Raw genomic sequence first — 12,148 nt, forward strand, 5'->3', positions numbered from 1 at the left:
GAGTCGTGGATCTGGGTCAGGAATCGGCGGCAGATTTCGCCAACATCCACGACTCGAAAGCCCAGCCCGAACCACTCGCCCCTGCTTGTCAGTCGAGCGGGCGGTAGTTCACGCCGATGCGCTCGATCCGCGCCAGGTGCGGACGCAGCCGGCCGAGGAACTCGTCGTACGACGTCCGCGGCGAGCCCCACGCCCGTTCGGCGAACGCGGACAGGCGCGGAAGCAGCATGTAGCCGACCTGCTCCGGGCCTTCCATGTACTCGGTCCAGATCTGGCACTGCGTGCCGACGATGAGGGCCGCCTCCTCCGCACTGAGCGAGGGCGGGATCACCTCGAAGTCGTAGACCTTCTGCAGTGGGATGTTGCCGCCGATCGCGAGCGGCTCGGTGGCCGGATCGCCTTGGTAGTAGTCGAAGTACACCGACTCGCACGGCGCCATCACCGTCTCGTGGCCGGCCTTCACAGCGACCTCACCGCGCTCGGCGCTGCGCCAAGCCATGATGACCGCGTCCTTCGGGCAGTCCGTCTCGACCATCTCGTCCCAGCCGACCAGGCGACGACCGTCCTCGGCCAGCACCTCCGCGACCTGCTCGGTGAACCAGCCCTGCAGCTGACCCGGCTCACTCAGTCCCAGCTCGGCCTGACGTTTCTGCGCCTTCTCCGACTCGGCCCACTGCACCGACGGGCACTCGTCGCCACCCAGGTGGATGTACGGGCTCGGGAAGATGTCGAGCACCTCCCGCAGGACGGTCTTGACGAACTCGACGGTCGCGTCGTTGACGTTCAGCACGTCGTCGCTGATGCCCCAGTACGGCCGGACCGTCAGCTGGGTGTCCGGGTTGTTGCCAAGCTCCGGGTACGCCGCGATCGCGGCCTGCATGTGGCCCGGCAGGTCGATCTCGGGGACCACGGTGATGCCGCGGTCGGCGGCGTACTGGATGATCTCGCGCAGGTCGGCCTTGGTGTAGAAGCCGCCGTGCGGGGTGCCGTCGTACTGGAAGTCCTGCTGGCCGCGCGACATCTTGCCGATCATGGTCTCGTCGCGCCACCCGCCGACCGACGTGAGCCGCGGGTAGGCCTCGATCTCGACCCGCCAGCCCTGGTCGTCGGTCAGATGCAGGTGCAGCGTGTTCAGGCGGTGCAGGGCGAGGACGTCGATGATCTTGAGCACGAAGTCCTTCGGCATGAAGTGCCGGGCGACGTCCAGCATCATCCCGCGCCAGGCGAACCGCGGCGCGTCCGCGATCCGTGCCAACGGAACCGCGACCTTGCCGAACTCGTCGGTGCGGTCGGCGGCCTCGACCAGTTGCGCGTACGTCGTCTCGGCGTGCCGGAGCGCGTCCTCCGAGCCGGCCGTCAGCCGCGCGCCGTCCACGCTGACGTCGATGCGGTACTCGTGCTCGTCGAGGTTCTCGACCACATCACGGATGGCCTCGCCGAGGGGATCCGCGGTGATCCACTGGCCTTCGTCGACGGTGAGTTCTCGCGGGGCAGGGACGATCGCGATGTCTGGCATCCGGACTCCAAGCTGGGTCGAATTACGTCAGGTCGATCCTATAAGCGGCTTCGCTGCTCGTCCATGTTCGCAATTGCGTGCAAGTCGGTGACTCAGAGCGCTGCTGATCACCCGAGGTCGAGCTGCTGAGGCGTCAGGTTGATGAGAAGGTAGGGCGTGACCAGCGAGCGGCAGCGGACGACTTTGCGCGTGCTGGTCGCCAGCAACGCGCTCGGTGGGGTCGCGACCGCGAGTGGATTCGCCGTGGCCGGACTGCTCGCGGAGAAGGTCTCCGGCTCGACTTCGCTGGCCGGACTGGTCGCTACGTCGACCACGCTGGGTGCTGCGATTCTCGCCGTACCGCTGGCTGGGCTCGCACGGTCGCGCGGGCGACGGGTGTCGTTGGCCACCGGCTATCTGGTCGCTCTCGGCGGAGCGATCCTGACGATCCTCGGTGCGCAGGTGGGGTCGTTCACGCTGCTACTGATGGCCGGTCTGCTGTTCGGCAGCGGCTCAGCGTCCAATCTGCAGTCTCGGTACGCCGCTACCGACGCCGCCGAGCCGACTCGGATCGCACGGGCGCTGGCGTTGGTGGTCTGGGCCACGACGATCGGTGTAGTGGTCGGGCCGAACCTCACCGGGGTCGGCGGCGCGCTCGGCGAGTCCTTTGGGTTGCTCGCGCTGGCCGGGCCCTACCTGTTCTCCATAGCCGCCTTTGCGCTCAGTGCGGCCACGGTGTGGTTCGGGATGCGCAGTCTGCGGCAACTGGCTCCGACGGAGAAGGTGCAGAGGCAGCCGCTCGCAACGACGTTCCGGCTGGTGATGAGCATCCCGGACGCGCGGTTGGGGCTCATCGCCATCGCGACTGCGCACGCGGTGATGGTCGGGGTGATGTCGATGACGTCTGTGCATCTGCGGCACCACGGCGCCTCGCTGACGATCGTCGGCTTCGTCATTAGCGGACATGTCGCTGGGATGTACGCACTGTCCCCGCTGACCGGTTGGCTCGCGGACAGGCTCGGCCGCATCCCAACCATTGGTATCGGGCTCGCCATCCTCGCCATGGCGATGACAGTGGCTGCATTGGCGCCCGACGACGCGCATGGCCTGACTGCAGTCGCCCTGGCCCTGCTGGGTCTCGGCTGGTCCGCTTGCCTGGTCGCGGGGTCCACACTGCTCTCGCGGTCCGTCCCCGCCGACATTCGCACCTCAGCGCAAGGACTGTCCGACCTGACCATGGGTGTGCTCGCGTCCCTCTCCGGCACAGCGGCCGGACCGATCCTGGCCAACCTCGGCTTCCACTGGCTCGCCGTACTCTGCGGTCTGCTCCTCATTCCCGTGGCCCTACTGGCCGCCACCACCAAGCAGTCTGTGGTTAGGGTTTAGCGATGTGAGCATTGCGGAGGGTGGGATCCCCAGTCCGAACATCTGGCATCACCCGGCGGTCTACGAGGTCGAGAACCGGGCGGTGGATCCGGATGGGGTGATCGAGCCGGCCATGCGGTCGATTCGCGACTGGGCCGGGCTTTCGGTGCTCGACATCGGGTGCGGGACCGGATTCCACTTGCCGACGTTCGCGGCGACCGCCTCGCGAGTCATCGGCGTGGAGCCGCACGGGGTGCTGGCTGACGCGGCTCGGCGGCGGACTCGGGCGTTGACCAACGTCGAGGTGCGGCAGGGTACGGCGCAGAAGCTGCCGGTGCCGGATGTGTCGGTCGACGTGATGCATGCACGCTGGGCGTACTTCTTCGGACCGGGATGCGAGCCAGGGTTGGCCGAACTGGACCGGGTGATGCGACGGGGCGGTACGGCGTTCATCATCGACAACGACGGGAGCCGGTCCACGTTCGGCGGGTGGTTCAGTGCGGCGTACCCGATGATCAAGCCGCCGGTCGTGGAGAAGTTCTTCACCGATCGCGGCTGGACCCGGACGCCGTTGGACATGGGCTGGCGGTTCGAGACCCGGGCCGACTTCGAGTCCGTCGTACGGATCGAATTCACCCCCGCGGACGCCGATCGCATCATCGCGTCGCACCCCGGGGTCGAGGTCGACTACGCCATCAACCTGTGGAGCAAGACCTTCTGATCAGTTTGTCGGCTCGGTCCTTTAGGTTGTCGGTATGGCGAAAGCGGCGACGCAACCCAAGGCAAAAGTGGCCTACGCCTGTTCCGAGTGTGGGTGGACGACGGCTCGGTGGATCGGCCGGTGTGGTGAGTGTCAGGCATGGGGGACGATTGCCGAGGTCGGGGCTCCCAAGGCGGCGCGGATCACGGCCGGACCGGTGTCGTCGCCGGCCATGCCGATCGGGAAGGTGTCCGCGGTCGAGGCGGAGTCGCGGCCGACGGGGATCAGCGAGCTCGACCGCGTGCTCGGGGGTGGCGTCGTACCGGGGGCTGTGATTTTGCTGGCCGGCGAGCCTGGAGTCGGGAAGTCGACCCTGTTGCTCGAGGTCGCGGCGCAGTCGGCTCGGCGTGGGCAGCGGACGTTGTACGTGTCGGGCGAGGAGTCCGCCGCCCAGGTGCGGCTGCGGGCCGGCCGGACGGACGCATTGGTCGACGAGCTCTACCTCGCTGCCGAGACCGACCTGGGTGCTGTTGTCGGGCAGGTCGATGCGGTGGATCCGTCGTTCCTGGTGATCGACTCGGTGCAGACGATGGCGCACCCCGAGGTCGACGGCGCGCCCGGCGGCGTGACGCAGATTCGCGAGGTGACCGGTGCGCTGGTGCGGCTCGCGAAGGAACGGCACATCGCGGTCGTGCTGGTGGGTCACGTCACCAAGGACGGCGCGATCGCCGGCCCGCGGATGCTCGAGCACCTGGTCGACGTCGTGCTCGCGTTCGACGGCGATCGGCACTCGGGATTCCGAATGGTTCGCGCGACGAAGAACCGGTTCGGACCGTCGGACGAGGTCGGCTGCTTCGACATGGTCGATACCGGGATCGTTGAGGTGACCGACCCGACCGGGCTGTTCGTCTCCGAGCACGCCGAGCCCGTCGCCGGGACCTGCGTGACCGTGATGATGGAAGGCCGCCGCCCCTTGCTGGCCGAGGTCCAGGCGCTCGTCGGTCCATCGGCGGCACCACAGCCGCGCCGGACGACCTCGGGACTGGAGTCGTCGCGGGTGTCGATGGTCCTCGCCGTACTGGGCAACCGGGTCGGGCTCAAGCTGACCGACCAGGAGGTGTACGTCGCCACCGTGGGCGGTGTGAAGATCACCGAGCCGGTCGCCGACCTGGCGGTCGCCATCGCGGTCGCATCCTCGGTGATGGACAAACCGACCCATCCCGGCCTGATCGCGATCGGCGAGGTCGGGCTGGCCGGAGAGGTCCGCCGGGTCGGTGGTCTGGAGAAGCGGCTGGCCGAGGCCGCGCGGCTCGGGTTCACCAAGGCGATCGTGCCGGCCGACGTACCGAACCGCGGCCCGGACCTGAAGCCGATGGACATGCAGGCCAAGTACGGGCTGCGCGTGTTCGCAGCGGCCGACCTGCCCTCGGCGCTGATGGCCTCCGGCCTCAAGTAGTCATGTGTTCCCGACCACATCGCGCGGTCGGCGACGGTACGAGGCATGCCCATGGGTGCCGCCGGGACCGTACGCTGGGCACGCCCCCCAGCCGGGTTCAGCGCAGAACCTGGGCCCCCCGCCGGCGTGTCCGGATGACAGCAGGAGCACCAGATGACCGGATCCAGAGTTGTCGCGCTCGGCCACTACCAGCCCGAGCGGGTGCTCACCAACGACGAGCTCGCCACGATGGTCGAGACCAACGACGAGTGGATCCAGAGCCGCGTCGGCATCCGCGAACGCCGGATCGCCGCGCCCGACGAGCAGGTCGACGAGATGGCCTGGCGGGCCGCCGACAAGGCCGTCGCGAACGCCGGCCTGGACAAGGCCGAGATCGACTACATCATCGTCGCGACCTGTACGGCGACCGACCGCTCGCCCAACATCGCCGCCCGGGTCGCGCAGCGCCTCGGGCTCGGCAGCCCGGCGGCGATCGACCTGAACACGGCCTGCTCCGGCTTCGCGTACGCGCTGGCCACCGCCGACCAGGCGATCCGCGCGGGCGCCGCCTCCAAGGCGCTGGTGATCGGTGTCGAGAAGCTGAGCGACTGGACGGACTGGACCGACCGCACCACCTGCGTGCTGATCGGTGACGGCGCCGGCGCGGCTGTCGTCGTCGCCAGCGACGAGCCCGAGATCGGGCCTGTGGTCTGGGGTTCGGTGCCGGAGATGTCGGACGCGGTCCGGATCGAGGGACGCGACGGCACCTTCGCCCAGGCCGGACTGAGCGTCTTCCGCTGGGCCACCACCCAGCTGCCGGAGATCGCCCAGCAGGTCTGCGAGAAGTCCGGCCTGAAGCCCGAGGAGCTCGGCGGCGTCGTCCTGCACCAGGCGAACCTGCGCATCATCGAGCCGCTGGCCAAGCGACTCGGCGCGGTCAACGCGGTGGTCGCGAAGGACGTCGTGGAATCGGGCAACACCTCGGCCGCGAGTATCCCGATCGCGCTGTCGAAACTCGTCGAGAGGCGTGAGATTCCCTCCGGCGCGCCGGTGCTGTTGTTCGGATTCGGCGGCGGTCTCTCCTACGCCGGTCAGGTCATTCGCTGCCCCTGACACGACAGGCGTCGTACCTCACCGGACCGGTTTCACGCGGGGATCCGAAACTGCACGGTCCGTATGCACGGGCGGTTGCACGCGAACGTGCAAGTGCGGCCCCGGTCGCACCCCACCACCGGTGCCGGGCGGGGGACTTGCGCCGCACCGGATGCGCGCGACCGCATAGACTCCCGTTCCGTGGCTCCGAACTCCGACAAGAACAGCACCGGCGCCCGGATGCGCGCGACCCTCGCGGCGGTGGCACCCGGGACCGAACTGCGCGAAGGCCTGGAACGGATCCTGCGCGGGCGCACCGGCGCCCTGCTGGTCCTTGGCCACGACAAGACCGTCGACTCGATCTCGACCGGCGGCTTCGAGATCGGCGTCGAGTTCACCGCGACCGGGTTGCGTGAGCTCAGCAAGATGGACGGCGCGATCGTCCTCGACCGCGACGCGACCCGGCTGATCCGGGCCGCCGTGCACCTGATGCCCGACCCGTCGATCCACACCGACGAGACCGGCACCCGGCACCGCACCGCCGACCGGGTCGCCCGGCAGACCGGCTTCCCGGTCATCTCGGTCTCGCAGTCGATGCACATCATCGCGCTGTACGTCGACGACCAGCGCTACGTGCTAGAAGACTCCGGCGCGATCCTGTCCCGCGCCAACCAGGCCCTCGCGACGCTCGAGCGGTACAAGCTGCGGCTCGACGAGGTGTCCGGCACGCTGTCCGCGCTGGAGATCGAGGACCTGGTCACGGTTCGCGACGTCGCCGCGGTCGCGCAGCGGCTCGAGATGGTCCGCCGGATCGCCACCGAGATCGACGGCTACGTCGTCGAGCTCGGCACCGACGGCCGGCTCCTGACCCTGCAGCTCAACGAGCTCGTTGCCGGTGTCGCCGGCGAGCGCGAGCTCGTCGTTCGCGACTATCTCCCGCCGGCCACGGGACGCCGGGCCAAGACGGCCGACGACGTACTGATCGAGCTGGACGCTGTCAGCCCCACCGACCTGCTCGACATCGGCCAGGTCGCGCGGGCCCTGCAACTCGGCGGCGCCGAGCAGCTCGATGCCGCGGTCACGCCGCGCGGCTACCGCCTGCTGGCCAAGGTGCCGAGGCTCCCCGGCGCGGTGATCGACCGCCTGATCGAGCACTTCGGCCACCTCCAGAAGTTGCTCGCGGCAAGCATCGACGACCTGCAGACGGTCGAGGGCGTCGGCGAGAACCGCGCCCGCACCGTCCGCGAGGGCCTGTCCCGCCTGGCCGAGTCCAGCATCCTCGAACGCTACGTGTAACCGACCTTCCGGTAGGTGCCCCCGGCTCGATCCCGAGCCGGGGGCACTTGCGTTCGGTCCCCGATCGGCGTAATACTCCATACGGAACATTCATCGCGGAACATTCCGGAAGGGGGATGATGGCTGAGCTCACGCCGCTGGCGATCTCGGTGCTCGCACTGCTGCACGAACGCCCGATGCACGCCTACGAGATGTACCAACTGCTGACCCAGCGCAAAGAGGACCGGATCGTGAAGACCCGGCCGGGTTCGCTGTACCACACGGTGGAGCGGCTGGCCGGTCAGGAATACGTCCGTGCGACCGGCACCGAACGGGCCGGCAACCGCCCCGAGCGCACCACCTACGAGATCACCCCCGCGGGCGCCGAGGCGCTACGTCGCCGCGTCGAGACCGGGGTCGAGACGTACGTCTACGAGTACCCGCTGTTCCCGGTCGTCCTGTCCGAGCTGCACAACCTGGAGCTCGACGACGCGCTGCTGCGGCTGAACCGCCGCGTCGCCGACATCGGTCTGTGGATCGACGACATCGACGAGACCCTCGCCGCCGTCCGAGCTCGCGAGGTCCCCGAGGCGTACTGGATGACCATCGATTACCTGCGCTGCCAGCTGATCGCGGAACGCGACTGGCTCACCACCACCATCGACCGGATAGAGAGCAAGGACCTGCCATGGCATCCCCGCAAGAACAAGTGAGGCCCGAGGGCCGACCATGGGCCGCGTTGTGGGCCCTGGTCCTGGGATTCTTCATGATCCTGGTGGACTCGACGATCGTGTCGGTCGCGACGCCGGCGATCCTGGACGACTTCGGCGCCGACGTCGGCACGGTGGTCTGGGTGACCAGCGCCTACCTGCTCGCGTACGCCGTGCCGCTGCTGATCACGGGCCGGCTCGGTGACCGGATCGGACCCAAGAAGCTCTACCTGACCGGGCTGGCGCTGTTCACGCTCGCCTCGGTCTGGTGCGGGCTGACCAACTCGATCGAGATGCTGATCGTGGCCCGGGTGTTCCAGGGTCTCGGCGCCTCGATGATGACGCCGCAGACGATGGCCGTGATCACCCGGATCTTCCCGCCGAACCAGCGCGGCCGGGCGATGAGCCTGTGGGGTGCGACCGCCGGTGTGGCCACGCTGGTCGGCCCGATCCTCGGCGGTGTGCTGGTCGACGGACTCGGCTGGCAGTGGATCTTCTTCGTCAACGCACCGGTCGGCGTGATCGGGTTCATCCTCGCGATGCGGCTGGTCCCGGACCTGCCGACCAAGCCGCACAAGTTCGACCTGCTCGGCGTCGCGTTGAGCTCGATCGGCCTGTTCTGCTTGGTGTTCGGCATCCAGGAGGGCCAGAAGTACAACTGGGGCGAGATCACCGGCCCGATCTCGGTGTGGTCGCTGATCATCACCGGCCTCGTCGTCCTGGCGCTCTTCGTGTTCTGGCAGTCCCGCAACCGCGGTGAGCCGTTGCTGCCGCTCGCGCTGTTCAAGGATCGCAACTTCTCGCTCGCCAACGTCGCGATCACCACCGTCGGCTTCGCGATCACCGCGATGGCGTTCCCGCTGATGCTGTACGCGCAGAGTGTCCGCGGTCTGACCCCGACACGGGCGGCGCTGCTGCTGGTGCCGATGGCCGTGATCTCCGGTGCGCTGGCGCCGTTCGTCGGACGGCTCGTCGACCGGACGCCACCGCGGTTCATCGCGGGCTTCGGTCTGCTGTGCTGCTCGGTCGCGCTGTTCTGGCTGAGCCAGGTCATCGAGCCGGACGTGCCGATCTGGGAGCTGCTGCTGCCGATCGCCTTGCTGGGTGTCGCGAACGGGTTCATGTGGGCACCGCTCGGTACGACGGCCACCCGGAACCTGCCGATGCACCAGGCCGGCGCGGGTGCCGGCGTCTACAACACGACCCGGCAGGTCGGCGCCGTACTGGGCAGCGCGGGCATCGCCGTACTGATGGAGTCGCGGCTGGCGCACAACCTGCCGGCGATGGCCGGTGGCGCGCCGGCAGGCGAAGGCACCGGCGGTGGACAGCTGCCGGAGGCGCTGCGGCAGGGCTTCAGCGACTCGATGGCACAGTCGATGATTCTGCCGGCGGCGGTGCTGCTGATCGGGCTGGTGGCCGCGCTGCTCTTCACGACCCCGAGGTTCCTGGAGAAGGCGCCGGCGGCGCCGGCATCAAACGATCTGGAAGGCTTGCGCGGCTGAGGCTCGGCCGTCGAACTCGGCCTTCACCGTGTAGGTACCCGGTTTGGCCACCGGCTGCCCAGGCAGGCAGCCGGGGCCGGACCGTTGTCCGCTCCAGCCGATCGTGGTGGCGGCCTGCTTGCCCTTGGCAACAACCAACGTCGCGGCCAGAATCGCTTTGCCACAATGGGTTGTGGTCCAGATGAGGTCCTTGCCGGACTGGACCGTCAGCACGAGCTGGGTGGAGTCGACGGTCGCCTTGCACTCGTCCGACACGGCATTCAGTTGGACCACGAAGTTCAGGATCGAGCCGGAGACGACCTTCCGGCTGCCCGGCAGCACCGCGATCGTCACGTCGGAACCGGCACACTTCTTGTCCGCAGGTGGACTGGTTTTCGTCGGCTCAGTGGTCTTGTCGGACTTCTTCTCGGTCGTCTTCGGGGTGGCCGAGGGAGTCGCGGTCGGACCGACCGGGGCACCGCTCGGATTCGGCTGCGGGCCCGAGGCGGCGGTGTTGTCGGCGTCACCACCGCCGGGGACCAGCCGGGACACCAGGAAGAACAGCAGCACCACGACCGCGAGCACCAGTCCACGACGGAACCAGTACACGCTGGCGGGCAGGTGCCCGACCGGACGGAGCAGGCTGCTCATGCTCGCACCTTAATATCGGCTTTGTGCTCGACCAGTCAGGCTCGCCGCTCTCACCGACAGCTACCGCTCTGCACGGACCTGTCCTGGACTGGTACGACGCCAACGCGCGCGAACTGCCCTGGCGGGAACCCAATGCAAGCCCGTGGGCGGTGATGGTGAGTGAGTTCATGCTCCAGCAGACACCGGTCAATCGAGTGCTCCCGGCGTACCGGTCCTGGCTGGAGAGGTGGCCTAAGCCGGTGGACCTGGCCGTGGAGGCGCCAGGTGCCGCTGTGCGGGCTTGGGACCGCCTTGGGTACCCACGGCGCGCACTGCGCCTGCACGCGGCGGCTCAGGCGATTGTGGAGCGCCATGGTGGTGACGTCCCGGACGACCACGCCGCACTGCTCGCACTGCCCGGTGTTGGCACGTACACGGCCGCTGCGATCGCGTCGTTCGCATTCGGTCAACGTCACGCGGTCGTGGACACCAACGTGCGCCGAGTGCTCGCAAGAGCCCTCACTGGCGTCGCACAACCAACCATCTCCCCTACTGCGGCCGACCAACGGCTGGCCGTGACCGCACTGCCGCCAGACGAGTCGACAGCGGCCCGATGGGCGGTTGCCTCGATGGAACTCGGTGCGCTGGTGTGCACCGCGCGTACGCCGAGATGCGGCGACTGCCCGATCAGTGGCCAGTGTGCGTGGGTCCTGGCCGGGAGTCCGCCGTACGACGGGCCACCGCGCAAGGGTCAGACCTACGAAGGGACCGACCGGCAGGTCCGTGGTCGCCTGCTCGCGATTCTGCGGTCGACTGAGGGAGCCGTGCCGAAACAGGCCTTGGACGCCTGCTGGGCGGATGCGGTCCAGCGCGAGCGCGCACTGGACGGCCTCGTGGCCGACGGATTGGTCGAGCCGCTCACTCGCGGCCGCTACCGCCTGCCGAACTGACCTACCTGATCAGGCCGGCCCAGGAACCCGGGCCGGCCTCAGGTGTTTCAGTTCTTCTTGCTGCCCGTGGTCGCCTGCTCGTCGTCGTCGGCCAGCAGGTCCAGCGGCATCGCCGGGCTGCCGGACAGCGTCGCCAGCATCTGGCGGACGTTGGTCAGCTGCGCGTTGATGCTGTCGCGACGCTGGGTCGCGGCGGCGAGCTCGCGCTCGGACTCGGCCCGGATCCGCTCCGCCTTGTCCTTGGCGGCGGCGACGATCTCCTGAGCCTGACGGTTCGCGTCGGCCAGCTGCTGCTGGGCCAGGCGCTCGGCCTCGGAACGAGCCCGGTCGGCCTCGCGCTGCACCTGCGCGGCGCGGTCGGTGACGGCGGCCAGCTGCTGCTCGGCCAGCGCGGTCCGGGCGGCGAACTCCTGCTCGACCTTGCCCCGGCGCTCGGCCAGGGTGGTCTCGAAGGCGGCCGCGGCCTGGGCGGACTTGGCCCGCTCCTGCTCGTACAGGGCCTGGGCCTCGCTGCGGCGCGCAGTGGCGTCGCGCTCGGCCTCGTCACGCATGTCGTCGGCCTGGGTACGCGCTTCCTCGAGGATGCGGGCGGCTTCGGCGTCGACCTCGCTCTTCCAGTCCAGGGAGTACTGCTCGGCCTCCTTGCGGACCTTCTTCGCGTGCGCCTCGGCGTCGGCGACGATCGCCTCCGCGTCGGTGCGCGCCCGGGTGACCAGGTCACGGGCCTCGTCGTCGGCCAGCGACAGGATCTTCGCCACCCGCTCACCGAACTCGGTGAACGTGGGCGTCCGGTCCTTGTTCTCCTCCTGGGCGGAGATGACGGCCGACTCCGCGGCGTCCGTGCGGGTCTGCAGCTCCTGAACGTGCCGCTGCAGCTGCTCGGACTGCTGCTGCAGCGCGGTCAGCGAGGTGGTCAGCTCACGGATGTGCTGGTCCACCTGGGCAGGCTCGTAGCCACGCAGAACGGTGCGGAACGGGGTTGGGCTTTCACTGCTCATGTCTTCTGATGCTCACT

At 68.8% G+C, this 12,148-nt stretch carries 11 protein-coding genes; 8 read left to right on the forward strand and 3 right to left on the reverse strand.

Translation table 11 applies throughout. The features are described 5' to 3' along the window. Positions 1 to 88: 88 nt before the first annotated feature. Complete coding sequence (locus ACWF4Z_RS16650) at positions 89 to 1,516, reverse strand: beta-N-acetylhexosaminidase (RefSeq protein ID WP_452243921.1); 1,428 nt, start codon at positions 1,514 to 1,516, stop codon at positions 89 to 91. A 156-nt stretch (positions 1,517 to 1,672) separates the two neighbouring features. On the opposite strand from ACWF4Z_RS16650, the gene ACWF4Z_RS16655 reads away from it, so the two are divergent. The 7 genes from ACWF4Z_RS16655 (at position 1,673) to ACWF4Z_RS16685 (ending at position 9,574) form a co-directional block, all read left to right on the forward strand. Beyond that, the gene (locus ACWF4Z_RS16655; protein WP_452243922.1) at positions 1,673 to 2,881 is read left to right on the forward strand and encodes an MFS transporter; all 1,209 of its coding nucleotides are present in this window, start codon (positions 1,673 to 1,675) and stop codon (positions 2,879 to 2,881) included. A gap of 4 nt (positions 2,882 to 2,885) precedes the next feature. Continuing rightward, positions 2,886 to 3,581, forward strand: coding sequence for a class I SAM-dependent methyltransferase (locus ACWF4Z_RS16660; RefSeq protein WP_452243923.1), 696 nt, complete (start codon positions 2,886 to 2,888; stop codon positions 3,579 to 3,581). 34 nt (positions 3,582 to 3,615) lie between these two features. Further along, the gene (radA, locus tag ACWF4Z_RS16665) at positions 3,616 to 5,016 is read left to right on the forward strand and encodes a DNA repair protein RadA (RefSeq protein WP_452243924.1); all 1,401 of its coding nucleotides are present in this window, start codon (positions 3,616 to 3,618) and stop codon (positions 5,014 to 5,016) included. A gap of 153 nt (positions 5,017 to 5,169) precedes the next feature. Continuing rightward, positions 5,170 to 6,108, forward strand: a complete 939-nt coding sequence (locus ACWF4Z_RS16670) for a beta-ketoacyl-ACP synthase III (protein WP_452243925.1) — start codon at positions 5,170 to 5,172, stop codon at positions 6,106 to 6,108. A gap of 219 nt (positions 6,109 to 6,327) precedes the next feature. Continuing rightward, entirely contained in the window at positions 6,328 to 7,383 is a 1,056-nt protein-coding gene (disA, locus tag ACWF4Z_RS16675) for a DNA integrity scanning diadenylate cyclase DisA (protein ID WP_452244147.1), read from the forward strand. 119 nt (positions 7,384 to 7,502) lie between these two features. Then, positions 7,503 to 8,075: a PadR family transcriptional regulator gene (locus ACWF4Z_RS16680; RefSeq protein WP_452243926.1), complete on the forward strand. Its 573-nt coding sequence runs from the start codon at positions 7,503 to 7,505 to the stop codon at positions 8,073 to 8,075. Then, positions 8,051 to 9,574 carry a DHA2 family efflux MFS transporter permease subunit gene (locus ACWF4Z_RS16685; protein WP_452243927.1) on the forward strand — a complete coding sequence of 508 codons (1,524 nt, stop codon included), beginning with the start codon at positions 8,051 to 8,053 and terminating at the stop codon, positions 9,572 to 9,574. Before ACWF4Z_RS16680 ends, ACWF4Z_RS16685 begins: the two co-directional genes overlap by 25 nt. Here ACWF4Z_RS16685 and ACWF4Z_RS16690 read toward each other — a convergent pair. After that, positions 9,545 to 10,204, reverse strand: a complete 660-nt coding sequence (locus ACWF4Z_RS16690; protein ID WP_452243928.1) for a hypothetical protein — start codon at positions 10,202 to 10,204, stop codon at positions 9,545 to 9,547. The genes ACWF4Z_RS16685 and ACWF4Z_RS16690 overlap by 30 nt on opposite strands. Positions 10,205 to 10,227: 23 nt before the next feature. Between ACWF4Z_RS16690 and ACWF4Z_RS16695 the strand changes: the two genes are divergently transcribed. Then, on the forward strand, positions 10,228 to 11,133 hold the full coding sequence (locus ACWF4Z_RS16695) for an A/G-specific adenine glycosylase (RefSeq protein ID WP_452243929.1): 906 nt from the start codon (positions 10,228 to 10,230) through the stop codon (positions 11,131 to 11,133). 47 nt (positions 11,134 to 11,180) lie between these two features. Here ACWF4Z_RS16695 and ACWF4Z_RS16700 read toward each other — a convergent pair whose 3' ends face one another. After that, positions 11,181 to 12,131 carry a DivIVA domain-containing protein gene (locus ACWF4Z_RS16700; protein ID WP_452243930.1) on the reverse strand — a complete coding sequence of 317 codons (951 nt, stop codon included), beginning with the start codon at positions 12,129 to 12,131 and terminating at the stop codon, positions 11,181 to 11,183. Positions 12,132 to 12,148: the final 17 nt, after the last annotated feature.

This window comes from Kribbella sp. NPDC055071 (assembly GCF_053608045.1).